Genomic DNA, 25,132 nt, shown 5'->3' with positions numbered 1-25,132 from the left:
CTAATCTATAATACCCAAAGTCATTGGAGTGGCAGGTAGGCAGCAAGCAAACACATCCCGATGAGCTTACTCAAGTAAGTGATTCGGGTAAGTACGCGCAGCTAACACCCCTGCAACTTCAAGGCCGAAGGGTATTTAGCCGCGGCCATTCTTGATTGACTGAATAATATTGGTGGTAGAAACACCATCTTCAAAATTCAACACCTTAACTTCACCACCGGCGGCCCAAACTTCTGCACTACCGGCAATCTCATCTGGCTTGTAATCGCCGCCTTTCACCAGCAAGTCCGGCAAAATATCAGCAATTAAGCGCTGTGGCGTATCTTCTTCAAATGGTACAACCCAATCCACTGCTTCCAACGCGCCCAAAACAATCATGCGCTGATCCAATGGATTCACTGGGCGTTTTTCGCCTTTCAGCCGCTTAGTTGAGGCATCGCTGTTAACTGCAACAATCAGGCGATCGCCCAATTTGCGAGCATTGGCTAAGTAGGAAACATGACCGGCATGGAGAATGTCAAAAATGCCATTGGTCATGACCACTTTTTCACCACGCTGGCGGGCCTGCATCACCGCTTTTTTCAGTTGCTGCTCATCCATCACGCCGAAACCTGTTTCAGCTCGGCCACGGATAGCATTTTCCAACTCAATGGGAGAGACCGTCGAAGTCCCTAACTTACCAACCACAACGCCAGCGGCAGCATTGGCCAAGAAGCATGACTCTTCAAGTGTATTTCCCGCCGCCAATGCAGCAGCCAGTACCCCAATCACCGTATCGCCGGCCCCAGTCACATCAAATACTTCCTGCGCCTGAGTCGGTAAATGCAGCGGTTTTTTCCCGGGTTGTAACAGTGTCATCCCTTGTTCGGAGCGAGTTACCAGCAAGGCTGAAAGCTCAAAATCAGCCACCAGCTTCATACCCCGGCTGACCAACTCCTCTTCGTTTTTACAGTGGCCAACCACCGCTTCGAACTCAGATAAATTAGGTGTCAGTAGGGTTGCGCCGCGATAACGTTCAAAATCGCTACCTTTAGGATCGATAAGAACCGGCACTTTGGCTTTACGCGCCAGTTGGATCATTGGCTGCACGCTGTTCAATGCACCTTTCGCGTAGTCTGACAGTACCAGTGCGCCAATCTGCGGCAGTGCTTGTTGAATGCGTTCAAAGATAGGCTGAGGATCAACCCCATCAAAACCTTCTTCAAAATCCAAGCGGATCAGTTGCTGGTTACGGGAAAGCACTCTCAGCTTGGTAATCGTTGGGTGAGTTGGCACCGAGACAAAATCGCAACGAACCTGAACTTCATTGAGTTTGCTGGTCAATGCGCGCGCAGCATCATCAATACCAGTCAATCCAACGAGCCGGGAGATTGCACCAAGGGAGGCGATGTTCATCGCAACGTTTGCAGCACCACCGGGACGTTCTTCGATGGTATCCACTTTCACGACCGGCACCGGTGCTTCTGGTGAGATTCGGCTGGTTGGGCCATACCAATAACGGTCTAACATGACATCACCAACGACTAATACACCCGCGCGGCGAAAATCAGGCAGCGTGACTTTCATACGTTAGCCCCCCAAAGTGAGCTGTTATTAACCCCGAAAACACACATCCCTTCGCTCCAATTTTGTATTTGTTATACCCAATACTACGGCTTGAAAGATAGCGGGTATATAGGGTGCTGGATAATATCACAGACACCTTATATCCCATTAATAACTGGAATTTATACGTTCACAGGTGCAGCAACCAGCCATTTGTGCCAGCTTGCAGCCACTTGTTCTCTTTCTGTGATAAAGCTATCAGCCGAGACTTTGCTCGATTGCTCCTGCAAAGCTAGATGATGAATTTCATCACGCATGGTGACATAAGCCCGCGTCAGTGCTGCCGCTTCCTCAGGTGCCATAATGTCGTAATTGGCCATCAACTCAAAAATACGCACATTATCAGACCAGCGGGTCAGGCGTGGTTCGGTGGCGGCATAGCGCAACACCAGATATTGCGCGATAAACTCAATATCAGTAATCCCCCCCTCATCCGCTTTGATATCAAAAACATCGCGCTGCTTACTGCCCAAATGTGTACGCATTTTCTCACGCATTTCGCGAACTTCTTGCTGTAACTGTGGATCTTCACGATGGCGGCAAAGAATTTGCTGGCGGATAGTATCAAACTGTTGATGTAACGCAGGATCGCCATAGACAATTCTGGCTCGAACCAACGCCTGATGCTCCCAAGTCCAGGCTTCATTCTGCTGATAATCAGCAAAGGACTCAACGGTACTCACCAGCATGCCAGCTTCACCGGATGGCCGCAGTCGCGCATCGACCTCATACAAAATGCCTGATGAAGTACGAGTGCTGAACAAATGCATCACGCGCTGCGCCAAACGCAGATAAAACTGGCGGCCATCGATACTGCGCTCGCCGTCAGTCATCACATCCAACGGGCAATCCAGTAAGAAGACCAAATCCAAGTCTGAGCTATAACCCAGTTCCCACCCCCCCAGTTTGCCGTAGCCAATGACGGCAAAACCACGGCCTTCACGCTGCTGCAAATGGCTAGGCTGACCATAGCGCGCGACCATCTGGCCCCACGCTTGTTGGATAACCGCATCAATAATAGCTTCAGCCAGATAGGTTAAGTGATCACTTACTTTCATGACCGGTAGAGCCTCAGTGATATCTCCTGCGGCGATACGTAGTTGTTGGGCCTGTTTAAACTGGCGCAACGCCTCCAACTGCTGTTCTTCATCATCTTCTGGCACCCGCAGCAAATATTGGCGTAATTCATCGCGGTAAGCGCCGGGATCCAATGGCTGATAGAACGATTGCGGATCGAGCAATTCATCTAATAACAGCGGATAACGCGCCAATTGGCTGGCGACCATCGGAGAGGCAGAGCATAGGCGAATAACATGTTTTAGTGCCGCATGGTACTCCACCAGCAATTCCAGATAAGTCGTCCGCGTGACGATACTCAGCAACAATTGAATCAGACGACGCAGGGCAATATTGGCATCCGGGCGTGGACAGATTTCAGCAAACAGCCTCGGCATTAGCTGATCCAGTACCTCGCGGCCACGCGGGCCAATGGTGCGTTTATCGACATCATGGCGAAAATCATGAATAGTGATCAGCAACTGGCTACGAGCAGCTTCATCTAAAAGCGGAGTCAATGGTGCTAAATCACGCTCTTCCAGCGCATCCTGCCATAAACTTTTATATAAACCATGGCAAGGATCTTCGCCGATATCAGGGGTATCATCGCCAATTAGGTCATCAAAAACCAAGCGCACACTCTGCATATGCTGCTCTAGTGCACGATTCATCTCCGCCCAATTTGCAAACCCCATGCCCCACGCTAATCGGGCCTGATTCAGTGAATCACTGGGGAGTGTCTGGGTTTGTTCGTCGCCAATGGCTTGCAGTAAATTCTCTAGCCGACGCAAAAATAGATAACTGTCACTCAGATAAACCACCTGCTGCTCAGGCAATAACCCCAGTTCAGCCACCGCCTGTAAGGTCGGCAGTAAAGCCCGCTGCTGTAAACGCGGCTCACGACCTCCGCGAATAAGCTGGAACACCTGCGTAATAAATTCAATTTCGCGGATCCCTCCGGCCCCTAGCTTGATATTATCTTTCAGGCCGCGACGTCGGACTTCACGAGCAATCATCCCTTTCATGTTACGCAGCGACTGAATCACGCTGAAATCGATATAGCGCCGAAAGACAAAAGGCCGCAAAGTCTGACGTAATTCTTGACTGTAATGATCTTCGGCACCGCCCATCAGGCGAGCTTTAACCATGGCATAGCGTTCCCAGTCACGCCCCTGTTCTTGGTAATAATCCTCCAGTGCGGCAAAACTCAGCACCAGTGGGCCACTGTCACCAAACGGGCGCAAACGCATATCCACCCGATAGACAAAACCGTCTATCGTTTGCTGATCCAGCGCCTTAATAAGCCTTTGGCCTAAACGCGTGAAAAACTGCGCATTATCGAATTGGCGGCGTCCCCCCTGTGTTTGACCATTTTCAGGGTAAGCAAAAATCAGATCGATATCTGACGAGAAATTCAACTCGCCCCCGCCTAATTTCCCCATCCCCAAAATCAGCAAAGGTTGTGGTTCACCCTGACTGTTCGTTGGCGTACCGAACTCTCGACAACAAGCCTGATACAACCAATCACGTGCAGCAATAATAATACTTTCAGCCAGCCAACTTAGCTGTTGTAAAGTATCGGTCGTCGTGCTGGTTTGCTGTGCCTGTGACCACGCAATTCGCACCATAATCCGGCGACGAAACAGCCGCAATGCCGCTAACAGCGCTGCTTCGTCTTGAATTTCAGCCAGTGCCTGACTTAGCCACTGGGGGTAATATTGCCATTCATCAGCTTGCGGTGGTTGCTGATGCAGCTCGTCCAGCCATTCAGGGTGAATCAGTAACATGTCACTGACAAAATCACTCAACACCAATACCGCAATATCTTCATCGGTTAATACCGGACAAACCGGCAGTTCCTGAAAACGCTGTACAATGTTTTGCGCCTGCACCTGTAGTTCTGATGAAAGTGGCAACATTTCGAATTCCTATATAAAAACAGCCTGCAAAAGCAGGCTGTTCATCATTTAGCGGGCAGCACCATTGCGCCAAAAAGCGGGCTGAGATAAGGCTTCCTTACGGGCGGTATCGCGCCAATGTCCTTGACGCTCCATAATCGCCTGTTGCAAGCCAAACCAGCCATCAATATATGGATGCCATTCATTCTGTGGGTAAAAGCCAGAGAGTAATTGGAAAGACATAATCTGCCGATTTAAACGCGGAAGCTGTGCCAAATAACCGTCGTCGTCCAGATTATGTGCAAAAGCCTCTTTTAAGTCTGCAGCACTCCGACTCAGCATGATGTCGCAGAAACGTTTAAATGAACCATCGAACTTGGTCAATGCTTTGGCATCCATAAATGGCCGCCAGGCAGAAGTCACCAGCCACGATGTGAGCGCTAACTTACATTTAAGGTAATCAGCGCTGTAACACAGTAATTCTGCATTGGCATTTTTCGGCTCTAACTGTGGCTCTAATGCAATCAATAACGCGCGCAACTCAGTGCTAGCCTTACGTGGCACTAATCCACCGAAAATCGCCAGTGACTGGCGAATCATCGCCAATGCTTCAACAATCATTGCCTTAGCCGCAGGCTCACCACGCAACCATAACTCTTCGTGGTATTGCCAGTGATCCAGAGCCATTTCCAACCCAGCGACCATCCCCTGCTCAACGGTTGATTTTGGTGCTGGCTGCAACACTAATAGCGGGTGCAATTCACGTGGTGGATTGCCTTGTGCTAAATGATAACCACGTGCCGCTTTACTCAGATTGCCCTGACGCAGACCGCCGATTTGCGCCAATTCAGTGGCTAACGCCAGTAAATCCGCCTGATGGCCGTGTTTGAGTTCTAGCTCAATTTCACTTAGTGGCTCTGACAGTTCAACTGCATTATCTGCGCTGTTAGACGAAATAGTACCTTGGTCAAGAGCAAGCTCTATCTCGCTCTCACCGTAAGTAATTACCCACTTCTCACGAGTGAAATCCGTGCGAAACAGAGGCTGTAATTCGGCTTGTAGCGCCTTTACATCCCAACCTTCAGGCCAAATGTCGGCAGGGAAACGGGCCAAATCGAGTTCATCGCTATCAATGTCAACATTGTATTCAGGACGTTGATGTAAACCACCGACAACTTTACCGCCGGTCTTTACCGTCATTTCATAACGGCCATCATAACCACGAATGCGTAAACCAATATCATGTTGGCGCAGACGATTATCCGCCGTTTCAAAGTAGATATTAGTCAATGTTTGCGGCGCTGAATGCTGGCTTTGCCAAGACGCGATTTGCGCTGGCAAAGCGGCAATGGCCGCAGGAGTAGCAATAAATTTCAATTCTATTTCAACGGTCATAATTTCATTCACACCGGTATGTTGCGAGATTACGGGCATTATGCCTTTTTTGTGGTGATTTGCCTGTTTTACACAGATAAGCCCACGCGGCAGCCCCAAGTCAAACCCTATTTTAACCTGTTTTAGCGGGTCTGCCCTAAGGCTTCATAAGACAAATTTTCATCGCGGTTAAAATGAGCAGTAAAATGGCTAAAGCCGCGCTGGCTATGAGAGTAAGATAGTTCTCATTCCGGTTTATGCGTTGCGTCGGCAAACTGAACACACTACTATCGACACATATATTCACTCATAAATGACTCTCTAATGCAGAAATTACGCCTAATTTGCCTCGCCATGCTAAGTCTCACTCTTTCTCTGAGCGCTTATGCTGAAGAAAAACGCTACATCTCTGATGAGCTAGATACCTACGTTCATAGTGGCCCCGGTAACCAATACCGAATTGTTGGCACACTAAAAGGTGGGGATGAAGTGACCCTGATAAGCGTTAATGACGGCACAAATTATGGCCAAATCCGCGACAGTAAGGGAAAAACGACATGGATCCCGCTGGATCAACTGAGTGAGACACCAAGTTTACGTGTTCGAGTACCTGACCTTGAGCAGCAGGTCAAAACACTGACGGACAAACTGGCGAACATTGATAATAGCTGGAATCAGCGCACCGCAGAAATGCAGCAGAAAGTAGCGGCCAGCGACAGTGTTATCTCTGAATTGCAAAAAGAAAATGAGTCTCTGAAAAACCAGTTAGTGGTTGCTCAGAAGAAAGTCAGCGCGGTGAATCTGCAATTAGATGACAAACAGCGCACCATTATCTTGCAATGGTTTATGTATGGCGGCGGTGTGGCGGGAATTGGCTTGTTGCTGGGCCTGATACTGCCACACTTGATCCCAAGCCGTAAAAAGAATAACCGCTGGATGAACTGACACCCATTTGGTACGAAGAATCTCTATAGGTTGTCCACTCAGGGCGGCCTATAGGTCAATCTGTTCTCCACACCCAACTATACTGAACTGATTGCTGGTAATTTTTGCGGTCAGTTATAGAATCGTCGCCATCTCCGCTTTATCTCCAGCGCTATCACACCAAGAACGAAGGGTTTAACTCAAAGTTATTGGCGTTATGGCTAGGCGGCAAACGAATGAATCCCGATGAGCTTACATCAGCAAGTGATTCGGGTGAATGAAAACAGCTAACAACGCAATAACGTCAAAAACGAAGGGTTAGTTAATATGGAAATCTACCTGGTCGGCGGTGCCGTCCGCGACAGCTTATTAAACCTCCCCGTTACTGAACAGGATTGGGTCGTCGTGGGCGCTACCCCGGAACAATTACTGGCGCAAGGTTACCAACAAGTCGGTAAAGATTTTCCTGTATTCCTTCACCCTGTGAGTCATGAGGAATATGCTCTGGCCCGCACTGAACGAAAATCAGGCCAGGGCTATACTGGTTTTACTTGCTATGCCGCGCCTGATGTGACGCTGGAAGAAGATTTACTGCGTCGCGATTTGACCATCAATGCGATTGCTCGTAATCATGATGGAGAGCTATTTGATCCCTACAATGGTCAACAAGATTTAGAGCATCGCGTGTTACGGCACGTCTCTGATGCGTTTGGCGAAGACCCACTGCGTGTTCTACGCGTTGCCCGTTTTGCTGCTCGTTTTGCTCACTTGGGCTTTACTGTCGCCCCTGAAACTCAATCATTGATGGCGGCAATGGCCAAAAGCGGCGAGCTTTCAGCTTTGACACCAGAGCGAGTGTGGAAAGAAACCGAGAAAGCGCTGAAAACACAAAGCCCACAAATCTATTTTCAGGTCCTGCGTGATTGTGGCGCACTGGCAGTTTTGTTCCCTGAAATTGATCGCTTATTTGGTGTCCCTGCTCCAGAAAAATGGCATCCCGAAATTGATACCGGTATTCATACGCTGATGACGCTCGCCATTGCCGCTCAACTCAGTCCAGAAGTTGACGTGCGCTTTGCTGCTCTGTGCCATGATTTAGGCAAAGGACTGACACCAAAGGAATTTTGGCCTCATCACCACGGACACGGCCCTGCGGGAGTCAAGTTAGTTGAGCAGTTATGCCAACGTTTACGAGTGCCAAACCCGGTGCGAGACTTAGCAAAGCTGGTCGCGGAATATCACGACCTTATCCATACAGTGAATAAGCTCCGCCCTGAAACCCTGCTTAAGCTGTTTGATGCAATTGATGTTTGGCGCAAACCTGAGCGCCTTGAGCAGATGATTATGACCAGTGAGGCTGACGCTCGGGGCCGTACCGGTTTTGAAGATAATCCTTATCCACAGGGTGATTATCTGCGAGCCGCGTTCCATGTGGCGAGTGGTGTATCGGTGCAGGAAGTGGTTGCCACTGGGCTGCAAGGCTTGGCTATTCGTGACGAGCTAAAACGCCGCCGTCAGCTTGCATTAGCACAATGGAAACTAACTCAAGAAGTGGTTTCGCCTTAAGTTCTCGGTGGTACTAACATAAAAAAAGCCCTGATTATTCAGGGCTTTTTTTATGGGGAATAATCACTGAATCACGATATAAAGACCCAATACACTGCGGCAGCGACCACAAAGCGATAAATGGCGAAAGGCACAAAAGAGATGCGCTTAATCAGTGATAGGAAGGTTTTGATAGCAATCAGCGCGACAACAAATGCAGTGATGAACCCGACAGCAAACATCGGTAAATCACCCCACGTCAGGAAATGCAGGCTTTTATATAAATCTAACCCACTCGCCCCTAGCATCATCGGTACAGCCAAAATAAAGGAGAATTCAGAAGCGGCGTAACGGTTAACGCCAACCAGCATCCCGCCAGAAATAGTGGCACCTGAGCGAGAGAAACCCGGCCACAACGCCAGACACTGGAAGCAACCGATCGCAAAGGCTTGGCGATAAGTAATATCATCCAGCCCAATAGCCTTAGGATTTTTCGGTTTAAACCATTCGGCCACTAGCAACAATATGCCGCCAGCGACGAGTGCATACATCACACTGTGTGGGTTAAACAGTGATTTGATAACATCGTGAAAAACTAACCCTAAACCCACTGCTGGGATCATCGCCAATAAAATATGGCCCAATGTCAGGTGCCCACTGGTTTTCCCTTCGTGAGGGACTTTACCGAAATGAATGCCAATCAGGCCGAACAAGCGCCGCCAGAACACGACGACCACAGCCAAAATCGACCCTAACTGAATAATAACCTCAAAGGTTTTTGCTTTATCGCCGGTAAAGCCCAAAAGCTCGCCGACAATAATCATATGCCCAGTAGATGACACCGGTAGAAACTCAGTAAGCCCTTCCACCACACCCAAAACAAAAGCCACAAACAGCGAATACATATCCGTCATCTACGATACCCAAGCCATGTGAGATCACAAAAAAACGGCAATGCTGCAAACTGTACCGATAAAAACAATATCGGTCGTTAACAAAACAATGCCGTTCAAATTCAATATTGCTTAATTTATCACGCCATACGATGCAATCAGACCACATTATTGATGCTGTGTTGCACTTTTATGTCACGACAGCGAAAAAATATGCTATCTACAGAGCAATGCGTCAGTTGGGCCGTTGGCCGCGCTCAATCACCACGCCGACATTGCGTGCTTGCGCCACAGCTCCCGGTTTACTGACCTTAATTCTCACCCATGGAGAATTAAACTGCTGGAGTAATAGCTCGGCAATCTCTTCAGCCACTCGCTCAACCAACGCGAAACGCTGCGATTCTACGTGTTTTATGATGGTGTCACTGATATCTGCGTAGCTTAGGCAGTCATTGACATCATCACTGACGGCTGCCTTACGATTATCCCAGCCCATTTCGATATCGAACACCAGCTTTTGCTGAATGGTCTGTTCCCAGTCATAAACACCGATAGTGGTTATGACACTGAGTTCCTCAATAAATACGATATCCATCACGTCATTCTCTGTTTTTGTGCCTGCCGGATACCACTTCCAGCCGAATATGCGTATTATCCACTGATGTTGCGATTAAAACGATCATTATTCGACAGGGCGGTGTTATGAGTGCTATCGCGCTTGGCATGATTATCTTCGCGTATTTGTGTGGCTCGATTTCCAGTGCAATCCTGGTCTGCCGGGTTGCCAAGCTACCCGATCCGCGTGAGCATGGCTCCGGCAATCCCGGAGCAACCAACGTACTGCGCATCGGTGGCCGTGCTGCTGCCGCAACAGTACTGATTTTCGATGTACTGAAAGGTATGCTGCCAGTTTGGATTGCTTACCTGCTACACGTTTCGCCACTCTATCTTGGCCTGACCGCCATTGCAGCCTGCCTTGGTCATATTTACCCGGTATTCTTCCACTTTAAAGGTGGCAAAGGTGTTGCCACGGCATTTGGTGCTATTGCGCCTATCGGCTGGGATTTGACCGGCCTAATGACCGGCACTTGGCTGTTAACCGTGTTACTGAGTGGCTACTCATCTTTAGGGGCCATTATCAGCGCCCTGATAGCCCCCTTCTACGTCTGGTGGTTCAAACCCCAATTTACCTTCCCGGTCGCCATGCTTTCCTGCCTGATTTTGATGCGTCACCACGATAATATCCAACGTTTATGGCGCGGCAAAGAGAGTAAAATCTGGGATAAACTCAGAAAGAAAAAGCAGAAAACCCCTGCCGAAGAAGCCGCAGAGTTAGAAGAGAAAGAAGATTAATTTATTGAATTACTTCACCACCCCGCCAAAGTCAGAATGGCTAAGCAGGAGCGAGGCAAGGCGCAAAGGAATGAAAAAACGCAGTGGACTTATGGTCCATGAGTATTTTGAATGACTGCGGCAACACAGCCGCAGCCCCCCGCCAAAGTCAGAATGGCTAAGCGGGAGCGAGGCAAGGCGCAAAGGAATGAAAAAACGCAGTGGACTTATGGTCCATGAGTATTTTGAATGACTGCGGCAACACAGCCGCAGCCCCCCGCCAAAGTCAGAATGGCTAAGCGGGAGCGAGGCAAGGCGCAAAGGAATGAAAAAACGCAGTGGACTTATGGTCCATGAGTATTTTGAATGACTGCGGCAACACAGCCGCAGCCCCCCGCCAAAGTCAGAATGGCTAAGCGGGAGCGAGGCAAGGCGCAAAGGAATGAAAAAACGCAGTGGACTTATGGTCCATGAGTATTTTGAATGACTGCGGCAACACAGCCGCAGCCCCGCTTAGCCTTTCTGATCAGACTTTCGGTAACTCACTCAACGGCCAGCGCGGTCTCACCGACACCGCCAACTCGCTATTCACACCGCTTTTCAGCCGAATCAGCCCCGCATAAGCGATCATCGCGCCATTATCGGTGCAAAATTCAGGCCGTGCGTAAAAGACTTCACCGCCACGCTTTTGCATCATTTCTGCCAATTTTGAGCGCAAGGTACGGTTAGCGCTCACGCCGCCGGCAATCACTAAACGTTTAAAACCGGTTTGATCCAGTGCGCGTTTGGATTTGATTGCCAACGTATCAACGACTGCATCTTCAAACGCGCGGGCAATATCAGCGCGTGTCTGATCATCGTCACCATTCGCTCGAATAGTATTCGCCGCAAAGGTTTTCAGGCCAGAAAAACTGAAATCCAGCCCTGGGCGATCAGTCATTGGGCGCGGGAAAGTAAATCGCCCAGCGATCCCCTGTTGTGCCATACGCGATAACATCGGCCCGCCAGGATAATCCAACCCTAATAATTTAGCTGTTTTATCAAAGGCTTCACCTGCTGCATCATCGACAGACTCCCCCAACAACAGATACTCACCAATACCCGTCACACTGATTAGTTGTGTGTGACCACCAGATACCAGTAGCGCAACAAACGGGAACTCTGGTGCATTATCTTCCAACATCGGCGCCAGCAAGTGGCCTTCCATGTGATGGACGGGCACAGCGGGGACGCCCCAAGCAAAAGCTAATGCGCGGCCAACGGTCGCTCCTACCAGCAATGCGCCAACCAAACCCGGACCTGCGGTATATGCCACACCATCAATGTCCTTGGCGCTAAGATTGGCTTCTTTCAATGCAGCTTGAATCAATGGCACAGTTTTGCGCACATGATCACGGGAAGCCAGCTCTGGCACTACGCCACCATAATCAGCATGCAATTTAACCTGACTGTACAGTTGGTTAGCCAGCAGACCGGTTTCATCGTCATACACTGCAATTCCGGTTTCATCGCAGGACGTTTCTATACCCAAAACTCGCATTACATTTCCCATCATTCACGTGCGGCCGACAGTTTAGCATAACCGTGTCTCACGTCATGATTTCTGATCCTAAATTGAACAGAAAAGCGGCATTTTGGCACGCCAATAACGTGAATGTTGTTGATAGTTGTCGCATTTGAAAAGAATGTTGATAAATTCGCTCAATGGCCCTGTTTAGTATATAATCAGCGGCCGTCGCACTCTCGGCACCAACTTTCTTGTAAAGAACGGGGGCGACATCACAGGGGCGTGCCTGTTTCAATTTGCTGTGGTGCTTTACAAAGCAGCATCCATTGAAGTAAAATTCCGCACCATTTTGAGAAGGCTGGCGATTGGCCAGCAGCAAACCGATTTCTATTGAGGTGAGAGGCACATGCCGGTAATTAAAGTACGTGAAAACGAGCCGTTCGACGTAGCTCTTCGTCGTTTCAAACGTTCCTGCGAAAAAGCAGGTGTTTTAGCTGAAGTTCGTCGTCGTGAGTTCTATGAAAAACCGACTACCGAACGTAAACGCGCTAAAGCTTCTGCTGTAAAACGTCACGCGAAGAAATTGGCTCGCGAAAACGCACGCCGCACTCGTCTGTATTAATTCTTCGGGGGTAACCCCACCGCGTCATTTTTTATGTTCTAAGAATGCGCAGATCGAGTAGTTGCATACGAAGGCCGTGCTTTCCGAAAGGAATGCGCGGCTTGTTCTCGTTTATGGACTGACCGAATAGGGGCTTATGGCTGGACGAATTCCACGTGTATTTATCAATGACTTGCTGGCTCGTACCGACATCGTCGATCTTATCGATGCCCGGGTAAAGCTGAAGAAGCAGGGCAAAAATTATCACGCGTGCTGTCCGTTCCATCATGAGAAAACACCCTCATTTACCGTTAACGGCGAAAAGCAGTTTTACCACTGTTTCGGCTGTGGCGCTCATGGTAATGCTGTTGATTTTTTGATGAATTACGATCGACTGGAATTTGTCGAAAGTATTGAAGAATTAGCCACCATGCACGGGCTGGAAGTGCCTTACGAGGCAGGAACCGGCACCACCCAGATCGAACGTCACCAACGACAAAGTCTTTATCAACTGATGGAAAGCCTAAGTGCATTCTATCAACAATCACTCAAGGGCCAGAACGCCAATCAGGCACGCGAATATCTTAAACATCGCGGTTTGAGTGAAGAAATCATTCAACATTTTGCTATCGGTTTTGCCCCCCCAGGTTGGGACAATGCCTTAAAACGTTTTGGTCGTGATGGCGAAAGCCGCACTGCGCTGAACGATGCAGGGATGTTGGTGACTAATGATACAGGGCGAACTTACGATCGTTTTCGTGAGCGCGTCATGTTCCCTATCCGCGATAAACGCGGGCGTGTTATCGCTTTTGGTGGGCGAATTCTGGGTGACGGAGTGCCGAAATACCTCAACTCCCCGGAAACAGAAATTTTTCATAAGGGCCGACAATTATACGGCTTGTATGAAGCGCAAGTGAACCACCCCAACCCAACCCGCTTACTCGTGGTTGAAGGTTATATGGATGTGGTGGCACTGGCGCAATTTGGTATTGATTACGCTGTTGCCTCACTGGGTACAGCAACGACCGCGGAGCATATTCAGTTATTATTCCGCGCGACGGATAACGTCATTTGTTGCTATGACGGTGATCGGGCAGGTAGAGATGCAGCCTGGCGCGCATTGGAGACGGCACTGCCCTATCTCAATGATGGACGTCAGTTACGCTTTATGTTTTTACCTGATGGCGAAGATCCCGATACTCTGGTACGTAAAGAAGGAAAAAATGCATTTGAACAACGGATGGAGGAGGCGCAGCCACTCTCAACCTTCTTGTTCGAAACATTGATGCCGCAGGTTGATTTGAGTAGCCCAGATGGGCGCGCCAAATTAAGTACTCTGGCACTCCCTCTGATAAGCCAAGTGCCCGGTGAAACCTTGCGTCTTTACCTGCGCCAACAGTTAGGTAGTAAGTTAGGTCTGCTTGATGATAGCCAGCTTGACAAGTTGATGCCGAAGCAGTCTGAAAACATAAATAGCTACCAGCCGCCCCAGCTAAAACGCACAACCATGCGTATACTTATAGGGCTACTGGTACAAAACCCACAACTGGCTACACTTATCCCCTCGTTGCAGGGTGTTGAGCAAGCCAAGTTAGCCGGTTTACCGTTATTTATTGAGTTGGTTGAGACTTGTTTAGCCCAACCGGGGTTAACAACCGGACAGTTATTAGAACTGTACCGTGATAATAAATTCAGCCAACAACTTGAAACTCTCGCAACATGGAACCACATGATTGTTGAGGACATGGTCGAACAGACTTTTGTCGACACGCTAACCAGCCTGTATGACTCCATATTGGAGCAACGTCAGGAAACACTTATAGCGCGTGATCGTACACATGGATTAAACGCCGAAGAACGTAAAGAGCTTTGGTCTTTGAATCTGGCGTTAGCCAGAAAAAAATGAAATACCTAACGGCTTAATTGCCGATAAATGTGGGGGCGAATCCCCACAACATGCCGTCATAGCGGGCAACGGCGACAAAAAAAACAGCCCCAAATGCTATTGTTGGCGGTTTCGCCGACCGACACCAACCCAAATACTCTGAAGTGTGGATACCGTCTTATGGAGCAAAACCCGCAGTCACAGCTGAAGCTACTTGTCACCCGTGGTAAGGAGCAAGGCTATCTGACCTATGCTGAGGTCAATGACCATCTGCCGGAAGATATCGTCGATTCCGATCAGATCGAAGACATCATCCAGATGATTAATGACATGGGCATACAAGTGCTGGAAGAAGCACCTGATGCCGATGATTTAATGCTGGCCGAGAACACCACTGATACCGACGATGACGCGGCTGAAGCTGCTGCACAGGTGTTGTCCAGTGTTGAATCCGAAATCGGGCGTACTACCGACCCGGTGCGTATGTACATGCGCGAGATGGGTACCGTTGAGCTGTTGACACGTGAAGGTGAGATTGATATCGCCAAACGTATCGAAGACGGTATCAATCAGGTTCAGTGTTCAGTTGCTGAATATCCTGAAGCCATTACTTACCTGTTGGAACAATATGACCGCGTTGAAGCGGGTGAATCTCGTCTATCTGACCTGATTACCGGCTTTGTTGATCCAAACGCTGAAGAAGATATTGCACCAACAGCAACTCACGTTGGTTCTGAATTATCCTCTGAAGAGATGGATGACGACGACGACGAAGATGAAGACGACGAAGAAGAAGAAGACGATAACAGCATCGATCCAGAGCTGGCTCGTCAGAAATTCAGCGAATTGCGTGAGCAGTACGAGAACGCGCGCATGGAAATCAAGAAAAACGGTCGTAGCCATGCAAATGCTGCTGCCGAGATTCTAAAACTTTCCGAAGTCTTCAAACAGTTCCGTCTTGTACCGAAGCAGTTTGACTATCTGGTCAATAACATGCGTGCCATGATGGACCGCGTTCGTACCCAAGAACGCATCATCATGAAACTGTGTGTTGAACAGTGCAAAATGCCGAAGAAAAACTTCGTGACACTGTTTGCGAGCAATGAAACCAGCGACACTTGGTTTGCAGCCGCAATCGCTATGGGTAAACCATGGTCTGAGAAACTGAAAGATGTATCGGATGATGTTCAACGTAGCTTGCAGAAACTACGCCAGATCGAAGAAGAAACCGGTCTGACAATTGAGCAAGTAAAAGACATCAACCGCCGTATGTCTATCGGCGAAGCGAAAGCGCGTCGTGCCAAGAAAGAAATGGTTGAGGCTAACCTGCGTCTGGTTATCTCTATTGCAAAAAAATACACCAACCGCGGCCTGCAATTCCTTGATTTAATTCAGGAAGGTAATATCGGGTTGATGAAAGCAGTAGATAAATTTGAATACCGTCGTGGTTATAAGTTCTCAACTTATGCAACTTGGTGGATTCGTCAGGCAATCACCCGCTCTATCGCGGACCAGGCGCGTACCATCCGTATTCCGGTGCATATGATTGAGACAATTAACAAACTCAACCGTATTTCACGCCAGATGCTGCAAGAGATGGGCCGCGAGCCAACGCCGGAAGAGCTGGCTGAGCGTATGCTGATGCCGGAAGACAAGATTCGCAAAGTGCTGAAGATTGCGAAAGAGCCAATCTCAATGGAAACCCCAATCGGTGATGATGAAGATTCACATCTGGGCGATTTCATTGAAGATACCACTTTGGAACTGCCGCTGGACTCTGCAACCTCTGAGAGCCTGCGTTCTGCCACTCACGATGTGTTAGCTGGCCTGACCGCGCGTGAGGCGAAAGTTCTGCGTATGCGCTTTGGTATCGATATGAACACTGACCACACGTTAGAAGAAGTGGGCAAACAGTTCGACGTTACCCGTGAACGTATCCGTCAGATCGAAGCTAAGGCATTGCGTAAACTGCGCCATCCAAGCCGTTCTGAAGTGCTGCGTAGCTTCCTTGACGATTAATCGTCAATTGCAGTGACAAGCACACAAAAAACCCCGGCATGCCGGGGTTTTTCTTTTTAGCCTGATACTGAGTATTTTGGCGATATCCATCTCTCTCTACCCATTAAGCCCGTAAAAAACCTTAATTTTGTGCATAAAACACCCATCTGATTCTTCAGCTCTAGACCGCAGGATAAAAACTACCGTATAATCAGCGCCCAAGTCTGGCCCCTTAGCTCAGTTGGTTAGAGCACGCGACTCATAATCGCTTGGTCACTGGTTCAAGTCCAGTAGGGGCCACCAAATAAAACAAGGAGTTAGATGAGAAATCGTCTGACTCCTTTTTCGTTTTATATGAATCGGGTCAGGTAATGGGTCAGGTAAGGAATTACCTCCTTGCCCTCTTCATCTCGCTGCCAGCATCCCCGGATAGTGCTTCGCCACGATATCATTCATCTTTTCTGTCAGATCACCCCGCTTAAAAGTGATGTGCGCGGTTCCTTTCTGGAAGTAACGTACACTGAAAAAATCATCTTCGTAGACATCCTTCGAAGGGTTGTCCCGAATATGCTCCATCAATCGAGTAGTAACATCACCACGGTTGTCGGGAATCGGTTTACCATCCAGCAGAAATAACATTCGTTCCAGGTCCGCTAATTGATCCCGCCGCCAACCCCAGTTCAAACTAAATCCCCAGCGGCTATGCGTCACCAGATTGTTGACGATTATCTTTTTACCAAAGCTGCAGGGACTATTGGTTTTGTAATCCCATGACAACCCTTTGAAGACATTGATAATGCCACGCTCAAACACATCCATTTTGTTCAGATGTAGCTGCTCAAAAGTACTGAGTATATTTGCCTCGCTGATGGCGGGCAGATCCCCCTCCTCCAGGTTCTTATGCCACTGGTCACGGGCCTGAGCATCCATCAAGGCCATCATGCCAGACTTCAACATCAAGTCTCGCCAGATACTACGGTCAATATTGCGGGTAACGGCAGGCAGCGCTTTATCTACCTTTTCGGTCATCCAGCTATCGTAACGGTGCCCGGCCTTCATCGCCCAGTCTTGCGCTGTGCCACCGCCAATTTCTGAGGTTAGCCGTGAAATCGAATCAAGCTGCTGAATAAGTTGTTCTATCTGTTTCAGTGCGGCATCGCGGCCAGTGACCACACGTTCGATATTGGTCGAAAGGATAAGTTCGTTGTGATCTGTTAACACGTCGGGTTCTGTTTGCATCATTAATCGTCCATAAAAGCAAACACGCCTGCCGGAAGTGGCAGGCGCATTATGCAATTAATAGAAAGAGAGGAAAGTGCAGAGGTAAAAATCAGGAATGAGGCTCGAAGAATTTATGTATTCATCAGCCCGGTAGCGCGTCTGGCTCTGAGAATATCTGTAGCTGTCAGGAACGGTGTCTGCTCCTGCCAGGTAAATCCTTTGCGATCAGCGCGCACCAGCTCGTAGCGTTCCACCAAGAAATTCACTGCATCAGCAAGCGTTATTCCCGCTTCGATATGTTCCTGAATGGCCGCGTCCTCATGGAATGGCGTGTCGTTAAGTGTCAGGCCGTAATGCTGCTCCAGTAGATACGTTAAAAGTTGCTGCCAGACCTGGACGGGAGACAGGCGTGACGAAACCGGCAACGTGGCCGGTACAGTTGAGATTTGCATGAATTGAGTCTCTTAATAAAGGAGGAAAAGATTTGAAGGATTACGATGCAGAGATGATGCTAAAAATCAGGCTTTAACCTGATTTGAGGGATAAATTGCTATATACACATACCCATGACTGCCCAGCGTATCGGCCTCACAGGTCAGCTCGTTACGGTACAGCGTGACGCAGTGCGCGCACCGGGGATTCAACTCACCGGAAAGCAGCATCAATTCCATATGTGCGACAAAATGCGCGAAGGCTTCATCCAGTTGTAGGACCTGCATCTCGCTGAATAAGCCTGTGAATCCTGCCCGGTCTGCCAGAAAATGCAGACGGTTACCTTCCTGCACCAGCCGTGCTCCGAAACTTGGTGTGATATCTCGTTTAAGACCCCAGATTTGGGTCTCGTCTTTATTCATCATTTTATTCTTGTTAAATATGGCCATGTTCGGCGAAGGAGAATATTTGCCTGCCGCCGACAATCAGGTGGTCGGGAACCCGGATTTCCACCAGCATCAGCGCCTGTACCAGACGCTGGGTGATGGCTTTGTCTGCCTGGCTCGGAGCAACCTCCCCGGATGGATGGTTATGGGCAAATATCACTGCTGCCGCGTTAAAGTACAGGGCGCGTTTCACCACCTCGCGGGGATGGACTTCAGTGTGACTGATAGTGCCAGTGAATAGCATTTCGTAGGCAAGCAACTGATTCTGGTTATTGAGGTACAGCACGACAAATTCTTCACGCTCAAGAGTTCCCATTTTCAGCCTGAGCCAGTCGCGAGTTGCCTGGGTGGAGGTGAATGCCACACCTGGTTCACGCAGGTGTTGCTCAAGCAGAACCAAGGCTCGCTTAATGGTACGCAGTGCCGGTAACGGCAGTTCAGGTGTAAAAAGAGTGATTTGTTTATCCATAGCAAATCTCCTTAATTAAAGGTGGTAAAGATGGCACTGGATTCGGCACGATAGGCGTGATGGCCGTTTTCGAGGAGGAAGATGGCAATATGATTGCGAATGCATGAGGAAACGAAAACCAGCAATGACCCAGTGACTCACACCCATTCACAGTGTTAAAAATAAAAAATCCCGTAATCTAATGAGGATGCGGGAGGATGCATGGGGATAATATCTATCTGAAAAAAATTAGAAAAATGGATTTGTTCCAAGACCTATTATGAAATTTTTTCTTTCAGATACTTCTCGGATATGATCGTCTGCAGGGTGCCAGAAGCGGAAGTTAACGTATTTGCTTAGGCGGCCAAATAAAAAAAGCAGCTCACCCGGTTGACCCAATCAGCCAAAAATTTATTAATTCAACAAAGCCCTGAACAACCCGCAACGTGAGGTGAAACACGCGCTTAAGCGGCAGTATGGTGGTGATGGCCATATCGGAATAGTGTTGCGGGCGATCTTGTGAGGACTGCATGGTGGTGTCATACCGGACCTAAATAGCGGATTGTCAAGCAAGAATGTGAGTGAATCGCGATGGGGCTGTAACTATAGCGAAATCGGAAAGAAATATTTAGAATGATGGGTAAGACCTCCGCTGAGGATTGACAGGAAAAAAATATAAGAATGTTCAGTGCAATCGATAAGCTACTCAAAACTATCCCAGGTCTGACAGGACGTGAAATTGCCAAGCATCTTGATATTGACAAAAAAAAGGTCAACTCCTTTCTGAGCCGAAATAAACATCTATTTCAACAAACCGACGACTTCAAGTGGTATCAGTCAAAAAACAGAGAATTTGAACTTTCTTTTGCTCCTGTATCTTGGATGACCCAAGATCACTTTGAAGACGCACTTAGCGAACGTGGCAATCCTTTTGATGGTACCTATAAATCGGCGGTCATTACTTTTCCCAAAGATTGCTCACTGATGATGGTGACTATTGCCAGGATGCTATCTTTGCTTAACCAGCTTTCGTCCAAAAACATCGCGGTCACCATAGATTTATCGAAAAGTAAAAAAACAAGCTCTTTTCTTAACCGCTCTGGTTTTTTTGATCTACTACATCAGGACATAACAGTCCTTCCATCCAGGCCAGAGCCCGGTAGTTCTGCAGCGGTGAAATACCAAGATAACAGCCATAGCCTTGTTGAATTTGGTGCTATTGAGCTTAATTCAACAGACGCTGAAATCGGCCAACTGATACAAAGATTGGGAAAACGATTCGTTACTGCAGCTTCGAAAGATTACTTTCAGATCATAATGACGGTCTTTAGCGAATTCATTCACAATGTGAAAGAACATAGCGATAGTCGTATTCCCGGGTTTGCAGCTTTGCAGAGTTACAATGGCCAAAGAAAGCACATCCAAACCGTCATTTCAGATAGTGGGGTTGGACTTGTGGCAACGCTGCGCGCAACGCTCAAAGAAAATTATCCTGATTTAGATGCTCAATTCCCTGTCGGATCACCACATTCGGATGTAGAACTCGTTAAGCACGTTTTCTCTAACGGCAGAATCAGTCGCCATGGTCCTAAGGGTGGTAGAGGTTTAGGTTTTGAGAGTTCCCGAAAACAAGCATCCAAAAACGAAGCGCTACTCATCATCAGACAAACAACTTTCAGCATTGAGCAAAGGTACAAAGATGGGAACCTCCTATCATCAGAGGTCAGGAATGATCTGAGTTTGATAAGCGGTACTCATATTTGTTTCGATTTCTTTATTGACACTTCATAAGATATCGGATTAATTTAATCAGATGAAACAGAAATCTCTCATCATCAAGCTCATAGATCTTGTCGGGGATTCTTTTGCATTCGGTAACGAAATGGGAAGAAAGGTCTTCGGTAAGCTACAACAGATAGTGGACGATAATCCTCAGGAGAATGTCTTCGGCATATCACTTGAAGGAATTGAAGCCACAGATGCCTCCTTCCCAAGAGAAAGTGTCATTTCACTGGCAAAGTTACTAAGAGAAGACAAAGGGTTTTATCTCACTCAGGTCATGTCTAAAGACCTGCTTGATAACTGGTCATATGCCGCTACAGCAAAGGACCAACCAATTTTTGTTTATAACAACAGTTATAAAATTATTGGCCCAGCCCTGACTGAGGGGACAATGCAGCTCATTGATTTCATCATGAAAAACGAATTCACGACTACAAGCATGGTGGCATCAGAATTTGATATATCTACTCAAAATGCCAGCGGTAAGCTCAAAAAACTTTACCGTCAAGGGCTTATCCTTGGCAAGAAGGAAGTTGCAGAGTCCGGTGGACATGAGTTTGTCTACGTTCCAATAAAATAAATCTGATAAATCTGCTTGCGTTAATCAGAATCTAGGGTTATCTTCCTGCTTGTTGGTTCGCCAACTTGCACCACCTGGTAAATCTAGTTAACTTTACCAGAAATAATATCAATGGATAACCTACGAGACTGAAATCATGATTACCTCCAATACCCAAAGCAGTAAAGAATGTAAAACAATTGAAATTGCTGATAAAAACCTGCATTTCAAACAGTTCATCGTTGATGACAACACACTCACAGGCAACCAAATCTCAGCTGTCGCGGGTTTCAAGCCGGATCAACTTCCCGTGATCCTGCAGATCCTAGCAAATGGTGCGCTTGAAAGCATAAGCCCTAGCGAACTTGCCCGCTCTGGTGCTGAGAATAATAAATTTATCGTTGTTGAATCGGACCGGGTCTACTTTTTCACCGTTGATGGCGAACGTCTGGAGTGGCCATGTAATCAGATCACAGGGCATACTATTCGTAAGCTTGGCGATGTGGCTGAAGGAAAAAGACTTCTGCTTGAAAAAGAAGATGCTGCTGATGCAGAGATTCAGGACCACCAGTTTGTATCCCTTGAACAAGAAGGCATTGAGCGTTTTATTAGCCGAGATCCGATCTGGAAGCTCAATGTCCAAGGCAAGGAGTATGTTTTTAATACCCCAGTGATCAGTGTCAGGGATGCAGTTGTCAAAGCAGGCCTGAATCCTGATCAAGCCTGGTTTATTTTTTTCAAGGTTCAAGGACAGCCAAAGGTAGAGAAAACCATTGATGATCATCTTGACCTAACCACCCCTGGCATTGAAAAACTGCGTTTGACTCCACGCAATGTTGAAAACGGAGAAGCTACAACCACTCTCCGTTACGATTTTGGCCTTCTGGAGACTGATGAAAAATACCTTAATGATATGGAGTACCGCTGGGAAACATGTTTTAGCAATCAATCACGCTGGCTCATTATTAACGATTACCTTTTGCCTGAAGGGTACAACCAAAAGAGTATCCAGCTAGCCTTGCTCATCCCTGAAGGCTACCCAATTAGCATGCTGGATATGTTCTACGTTTTTCCACCGCTTAAGCTTACGAATGGTTTGGAGATTCCAGCAACACATATCACGGCGGTAGTTGATCAGAATACATTCCAGGGATGGTCCCGCCATCGCCCTTGGGATCCGGCAACTGATACAGTAATTTCTCAACTGGCAATGGCTAATGGTTGTTTGCTTCAGGAGGTAGACCAGTGAACAAATATACTAATCTGGTCTTACCAGAGCATCTTCATCAACAACTTAAGAATCATCTCTTTCCGGGTGATGGTATGGAGGCTGCGGCAATTTTGCTCTGTAATCGTTATGAAGGAAACCGCCTGAAGCTGCTCGCTAAAGACGTCATTACGGTGCCCTATGATGAATGTAAATCACGCCAAAATGATTTTATATCCTGGCCAGGGCTGTACCTTGAAAGCGCGATTGATGCTGCAGAAGCAGCTTCAATGTCCATTCTACTTGTCCACTCACATCCGGGTGGACTCCTGGATTTTTCGCTGCAAGATGATGAAAGTGATGCTATGACAATTCCCTCTCTTTATCAGGGCGTCACAGCGATCCATGGCTCAGCTATCATGGTACCTGATGGTCGGCTACGGGCTCGCATCTATCCGGAAGGGATACACGCGCAAAACGTAGATCTTGTTAGTGTACCAGGCGATAACATTTGTCTCTGGCGAGCTGATGAAAAAGTTACGCAAAATAAAGTTATAGCGTTTACTTCAGGTATGACCGCCTGCTTTAACCATCTCACCGCAGCGATTATTGGCGTCTCCGGTACCAGTTCAATTGTCGCTGAACAGATAACACGGTTGGGATTTGGCAAAATTTTACTCGTCGATGATGACCATATCGAAGAAAAGAACCTGAACAGGATCCTGAATTCAACTTTGGCAGATGCTTCGCTCAATAAATCAAAGGTTGATATGTTTGCCTGCGCAGTAGCCAAGATTCGTGGAGAGGATGTTGCTGTCCCAATCCATAAGTCTGTATTTTCCAGAGAGGCTGTATTGATGGTTGCTGACGCAGACGTTATTTTTTGCTGTGTGGACAGTTACCAAGGGCGAATGGTTGCAGATCTCATTTCCTCGGCATTCCTTATCCCACTTCTAGATGTCGGGGTCAAAATACCAACTCATATTGAACCGGAAGATGGCAGAAAGATCACTGATGTTAGCGGGAGAATTGACTATGTGAAGCCTGGAGGGACAACACTTTTCGATCGTGAAGTATACACATCAGCCCTGCTTCATCAGGAGATGCTCTCGAAAACACAACCAGCGCTTTATCAAGAGCAACTGGCTCAAGGTTACATAACAGGGATTCAGGAAGAAGCACCGTCAGTTATTACTCTCAACATGCGGGCTGCGTCAGCATGCGTTTCAGAGTTTATTGCCAGATGCTTCCCGTTTCGTGAAGACCCTAACGCTTACTTTGCCCGGACTCGTTTCAGCCTTGCGGGAGCAGATGAGGACTATTATAAGGAGGATTCATTTGTTAAAAGAAGTAATGCCCATCTTGCCGAAGCATGCCGAGAACCTCTGCTTGGCTTTCCTGAACTGAGGGCCACAAAATGAGCTTTATGAAAACTCTCTTATCTGCACTAATACGTGGCGCAGAACCATGGCTTCCTGCAAGACAGCTACTCATTATAGAGGGCGATATGTTACCGGCAAAAATACCGCGGCGGACAGTCATTTTAACGAAAGATGGAGATGAGGATTGGAGTGTCGGTTTCAGATGCCCCTGTGGGTGTGGTTCTGTTATTGAACTATTACTTATTAAAGATGCCACACCACACTGGAGTTACATTGTTGATAAAAATAATAGGCCTTCCCTGTATCCTTCGGTCTGGCTGAAAACAGGATGTGAATCACATTTTTGGCTGAAAAATGGTCGCATATACTGGGCTTAATTTTGATAAATATTAAATTGCCAAATAATTATCGTTATTAACCTAAAAACTTACATTTTTTAAAATTTCATAAACCCCAATGAAGTAATATATTATTTTGTGGCTACTAGTGTTTCTAATTTTTATTTATCTATCGCACACTATGACTGATTACTTTTTAATTAAGTAATCAGTTCTACTTGTTCTTCTTTTGTCATATTTGCAATTAGCCGAGCCAGCTCAGCGAGCTTTTCTCTTTGTAAAATAAATAGTAAGCGTGATCTGCATTCCATTGACTAATACACCACGATTTACGTAATGTATTCATCAGATGTGAAAACAACTGCGAACTTCCGTCCGTCGCTCTTAGCAGACTTTATAACCAGAAGCGGATACATTTACCTGAAGAAAGAAAGTGACAACTGCGCTCGTGGTTTGGAAGTGCCAAGGATGTCGGTGGATACTAAGCGACAAAAAAAGAAAACCCCGGCTGCCGGAGGCAATCAGGATTAGTAATGCCACCAGTGCGGAACGAGCTACTAGTAGAATGTGAATATATTGATTGAATTTCATATTCTTCCTTAATGAAAGTTAGCGTGTTTTCTTTTGCTGACTCAGTCGTCGTTGGCGACGAAACTAGCTCAGACATCACACGCCCTTAATGCAAAAAAAAACCTGTTG

At 47.5% G+C, this 25,132-nt stretch carries 21 protein-coding genes, 1 tRNA gene and 1 pseudogene; 12 read left to right on the top strand and 11 right to left on the bottom strand.

The annotated features are described in order from the left end of the window. Positions 1-135: 135 nt before the first annotated feature. The 3 genes from hldE to ACIOG0_RS02645 form a co-directional block, all read right to left on the bottom strand. On the bottom strand, positions 136-1,566 hold the full coding sequence (gene hldE, locus ACIOG0_RS02655; protein WP_050097773.1) for a bifunctional D-glycero-beta-D-manno-heptose-7-phosphate kinase/D-glycero-beta-D-manno-heptose 1-phosphate adenylyltransferase HldE: 1,431 nt from the start codon (positions 1,564-1,566) through the stop codon (positions 136-138). Between the two features lie 161 nt (positions 1,567-1,727). Then, positions 1,728-4,580, bottom strand: a complete 2,853-nt coding sequence (gene glnE, locus ACIOG0_RS02650) for a bifunctional [glutamate--ammonia ligase]-adenylyl-L-tyrosine phosphorylase/[glutamate--ammonia-ligase] adenylyltransferase (protein ID WP_128451215.1) — start codon at positions 4,578-4,580, stop codon at positions 1,728-1,730. A 48-nt stretch (positions 4,581-4,628) separates the two neighbouring features. Next, positions 4,629-5,954, bottom strand: a complete 1,326-nt coding sequence (locus tag ACIOG0_RS02645; RefSeq protein WP_050098141.1) for an inorganic triphosphatase — start codon at positions 5,952-5,954, stop codon at positions 4,629-4,631. Between the two features lie 303 nt (positions 5,955-6,257). Between ACIOG0_RS02645 and ACIOG0_RS02640 the strand changes: the two genes are divergently transcribed. Continuing rightward, positions 6,258-6,878, top strand: a complete 621-nt coding sequence (locus ACIOG0_RS02640) for a TIGR04211 family SH3 domain-containing protein (RefSeq protein ID WP_050097771.1) — start codon at positions 6,258-6,260, stop codon at positions 6,876-6,878. 306 nt (positions 6,879-7,184) lie between these two features. Beyond that, positions 7,185-8,423 (top strand): multifunctional CCA addition/repair protein, encoded by a 1,239-nt coding sequence (locus ACIOG0_RS02635; RefSeq protein ID WP_050097770.1) that lies wholly within the window; start codon positions 7,185-7,187, stop codon positions 8,421-8,423. A gap of 71 nt (positions 8,424-8,494) precedes the next feature. On the opposite strand, the gene bacA is transcribed toward ACIOG0_RS02635, so the two are convergent. Both bacA and folB read right to left on the bottom strand, forming a co-directional pair. Then, on the bottom strand, positions 8,495-9,316 hold the full coding sequence (gene bacA, locus ACIOG0_RS02630; RefSeq protein WP_128451214.1) for an undecaprenyl-diphosphate phosphatase: 822 nt from the start codon (positions 9,314-9,316) through the stop codon (positions 8,495-8,497). A 214-nt stretch (positions 9,317-9,530) separates the two neighbouring features. Next, positions 9,531-9,890: a bifunctional dihydroneopterin aldolase/7,8-dihydroneopterin epimerase gene (gene folB / locus ACIOG0_RS02625; protein WP_050097768.1), complete on the bottom strand. Its 360-nt coding sequence runs from the start codon at positions 9,888-9,890 to the stop codon at positions 9,531-9,533. A 107-nt stretch (positions 9,891-9,997) separates the two neighbouring features. On the opposite strand from folB, the gene plsY reads away from it, so the two are divergent. Further along, positions 9,998-10,648 carry a glycerol-3-phosphate 1-O-acyltransferase PlsY gene (gene plsY / locus ACIOG0_RS02620; protein WP_032911234.1) on the top strand — a complete coding sequence of 217 codons (651 nt, stop codon included), beginning with the start codon at positions 9,998-10,000 and terminating at the stop codon, positions 10,646-10,648. Between the two features lie 505 nt (positions 10,649-11,153). Here plsY and tsaD read toward each other — a convergent pair. Then, positions 11,154-12,167: a tRNA (adenosine(37)-N6)-threonylcarbamoyltransferase complex transferase subunit TsaD gene (gene tsaD / locus ACIOG0_RS02615; RefSeq protein WP_050100753.1), complete on the bottom strand. Its 1,014-nt coding sequence runs from the start codon at positions 12,165-12,167 to the stop codon at positions 11,154-11,156. A gap of 373 nt (positions 12,168-12,540) precedes the next feature. Here tsaD and rpsU point away from each other — a divergent pair, with 373 nt between their 5' ends. The 4 genes from rpsU (at position 12,541) to ACIOG0_RS02595 (ending at position 16,921) form a co-directional block, all read left to right on the top strand. Further along, a complete protein-coding gene (gene rpsU / locus ACIOG0_RS02610; protein WP_001144069.1) occupies positions 12,541-12,756 on the top strand; it encodes a 30S ribosomal protein S21 in 216 nt (71 codons plus the stop codon). 136 nt (positions 12,757-12,892) lie between these two features. Continuing rightward, positions 12,893-14,641, top strand: coding sequence for a DNA primase (dnaG, locus tag ACIOG0_RS02605; protein WP_050100749.1), 1,749 nt, complete (start codon positions 12,893-12,895; stop codon positions 14,639-14,641). Positions 14,642-14,800: 159 nt separating this feature from the next. After that, the gene (gene rpoD, locus ACIOG0_RS02600; RefSeq protein ID WP_050296209.1) at positions 14,801-16,639 is read left to right on the top strand and encodes an RNA polymerase sigma factor RpoD; all 1,839 of its coding nucleotides are present in this window, start codon (positions 14,801-14,803) and stop codon (positions 16,637-16,639) included. Positions 16,640-16,844: 205 nt separating this feature from the next. Continuing rightward, positions 16,845-16,921: transfer RNA gene (locus ACIOG0_RS02595), tRNA-Ile, on the top strand. A 102-nt stretch (positions 16,922-17,023) separates the two neighbouring features. On the opposite strand, the gene ACIOG0_RS02590 is transcribed toward ACIOG0_RS02595, so the two are convergent. The 5 genes and pseudogenes from ACIOG0_RS02590 to ACIOG0_RS02570 form a co-directional block, all read right to left on the bottom strand. Then, positions 17,024-17,857, bottom strand: a complete 834-nt coding sequence (locus ACIOG0_RS02590) for a DUF4942 domain-containing protein (protein WP_145581936.1) — start codon at positions 17,855-17,857, stop codon at positions 17,024-17,026. A 113-nt stretch (positions 17,858-17,970) separates the two neighbouring features. Further along, positions 17,971-18,291, bottom strand: coding sequence for a TA system toxin CbtA family protein (locus tag ACIOG0_RS02585; RefSeq protein WP_145581934.1), 321 nt, complete (start codon positions 18,289-18,291; stop codon positions 17,971-17,973). Positions 18,292-18,357: 66 nt separating this feature from the next. Further along, positions 18,358-18,693: a type IV toxin-antitoxin system YeeU family antitoxin gene (locus tag ACIOG0_RS02580; protein ID WP_145581932.1), complete on the bottom strand. Its 336-nt coding sequence runs from the start codon at positions 18,691-18,693 to the stop codon at positions 18,358-18,360. 13 nt (positions 18,694-18,706) lie between these two features. Beyond that, positions 18,707-19,186 carry a RadC family protein gene (gene radC, locus ACIOG0_RS02575; RefSeq protein ID WP_145581930.1) on the bottom strand — a complete coding sequence of 160 codons (480 nt, stop codon included), beginning with the start codon at positions 19,184-19,186 and terminating at the stop codon, positions 18,707-18,709. Between the two features lie 373 nt (positions 19,187-19,559). Then, positions 19,560-19,679 (bottom strand): annotated as a pseudogene (locus ACIOG0_RS02570) (transposase); the annotation flags it as partial. A 167-nt stretch (positions 19,680-19,846) separates the two neighbouring features. Here ACIOG0_RS02570 and ACIOG0_RS02565 point away from each other — a divergent pair. From ACIOG0_RS02565 to ACIOG0_RS02545, 5 genes are all read left to right on the top strand, one after another. Next, positions 19,847-20,956, top strand: a complete 1,110-nt coding sequence (locus tag ACIOG0_RS02565) for an ATP-binding protein (RefSeq protein ID WP_145581926.1) — start codon at positions 19,847-19,849, stop codon at positions 20,954-20,956. Positions 20,957-20,978: 22 nt separating this feature from the next. Beyond that, complete coding sequence (locus tag ACIOG0_RS02560) at positions 20,979-21,527, top strand: helix-turn-helix domain-containing protein (RefSeq protein ID WP_059384886.1); 549 nt, start codon at positions 20,979-20,981, stop codon at positions 21,525-21,527. Between the two features lie 136 nt (positions 21,528-21,663). Next, on the top strand, positions 21,664-22,755 hold the full coding sequence (locus tag ACIOG0_RS02555; protein WP_145581924.1) for a multiubiquitin domain-containing protein: 1,092 nt from the start codon (positions 21,664-21,666) through the stop codon (positions 22,753-22,755). Continuing rightward, positions 22,752-24,134, top strand: coding sequence for a ThiF family adenylyltransferase (locus tag ACIOG0_RS02550; RefSeq protein ID WP_404704925.1), 1,383 nt, complete (start codon positions 22,752-22,754; stop codon positions 24,132-24,134). Before ACIOG0_RS02555 ends, ACIOG0_RS02550 begins: the two co-directional genes overlap by 4 nt. Further along, a complete protein-coding gene (locus tag ACIOG0_RS02545) occupies positions 24,131-24,472 on the top strand; it encodes a DUF6527 family protein (RefSeq protein ID WP_072049072.1) in 342 nt (113 codons plus the stop codon). Before ACIOG0_RS02550 ends, ACIOG0_RS02545 begins: the two co-directional genes overlap by 4 nt. Positions 24,473-25,132 lie beyond the last annotated feature (660 nt).

The organism is Yersinia vastinensis, from assembly GCF_044905075.1.
GTDB lineage: Bacteria > Pseudomonadota > Gammaproteobacteria > Enterobacterales > Enterobacteriaceae > Yersinia > Yersinia vastinensis.
Note: the sequence above shows the minus strand (reverse complement) of the source record. Positions and strands in the feature narration are given on the sequence as shown.

Bases quoted from the DNA above. Each gene is read 5' to 3' on its own strand.
- ACIOG0_RS02545 (WP_072049072.1), top strand. From the start codon at position 24,131: ATGAGCTTTATGAAAACTCTCTTATCTGCACTAATACGTGGCGCAGAA.
- glnE (WP_128451215.1), bottom strand. From the start codon at position 4,580: ATGTTGCCACTTTCATCAGAACTACAGGTGCAGGCGCAAAACATTGTA.
- ACIOG0_RS02555 (WP_145581924.1), top strand. From the start codon at position 21,664: ATGATTACCTCCAATACCCAAAGCAGTAAAGAATGTAAAACAATTGAA.
- tsaD (WP_050100753.1), bottom strand. From the start codon at position 12,167: ATGCGAGTTTTGGGTATAGAAACGTCCTGCGATGAAACCGGAATTGCA.
- ACIOG0_RS02635 (WP_050097770.1), top strand. From the start codon at position 7,185: ATGGAAATCTACCTGGTCGGCGGTGCCGTCCGCGACAGCTTATTAAAC.
- ACIOG0_RS02560 (WP_059384886.1), top strand. From the start codon at position 20,979: ATGAAACAGAAATCTCTCATCATCAAGCTCATAGATCTTGTCGGGGAT.
- ACIOG0_RS02565 (WP_145581926.1), top strand. From the start codon at position 19,847: ATGTTCAGTGCAATCGATAAGCTACTCAAAACTATCCCAGGTCTGACA.
- dnaG (WP_050100749.1), top strand. From the start codon at position 12,893: ATGGCTGGACGAATTCCACGTGTATTTATCAATGACTTGCTGGCTCGT.
- rpoD (WP_050296209.1), top strand. From the start codon at position 14,801: ATGGAGCAAAACCCGCAGTCACAGCTGAAGCTACTTGTCACCCGTGGT.
- ACIOG0_RS02640 (WP_050097771.1), top strand. From the start codon at position 6,258: ATGCAGAAATTACGCCTAATTTGCCTCGCCATGCTAAGTCTCACTCTT.
- ACIOG0_RS02645 (WP_050098141.1), bottom strand. From the start codon at position 5,954: ATGACCGTTGAAATAGAATTGAAATTTATTGCTACTCCTGCGGCCATT.
- radC (WP_145581930.1), bottom strand. From the start codon at position 19,186: ATGGATAAACAAATCACTCTTTTTACACCTGAACTGCCGTTACCGGCA.
- rpsU (WP_001144069.1), top strand. From the start codon at position 12,541: ATGCCGGTAATTAAAGTACGTGAAAACGAGCCGTTCGACGTAGCTCTT.
- ACIOG0_RS02585 (WP_145581934.1), bottom strand. From the start codon at position 18,291: ATGCAAATCTCAACTGTACCGGCCACGTTGCCGGTTTCGTCACGCCTG.
- hldE (WP_050097773.1), bottom strand. From the start codon at position 1,566: ATGAAAGTCACGCTGCCTGATTTTCGCCGCGCGGGTGTATTAGTCGTT.
- folB (WP_050097768.1), bottom strand. From the start codon at position 9,890: ATGGATATCGTATTTATTGAGGAACTCAGTGTCATAACCACTATCGGT.
- bacA (WP_128451214.1), bottom strand. From the start codon at position 9,316: ATGACGGATATGTATTCGCTGTTTGTGGCTTTTGTTTTGGGTGTGGTG.
- ACIOG0_RS02580 (WP_145581932.1), bottom strand. From the start codon at position 18,693: ATGAATAAAGACGAGACCCAAATCTGGGGTCTTAAACGAGATATCACA.
- ACIOG0_RS02590 (WP_145581936.1), bottom strand. From the start codon at position 17,857: ATGCAAACAGAACCCGACGTGTTAACAGATCACAACGAACTTATCCTT.
- plsY (WP_032911234.1), top strand. From the start codon at position 9,998: ATGAGTGCTATCGCGCTTGGCATGATTATCTTCGCGTATTTGTGTGGC.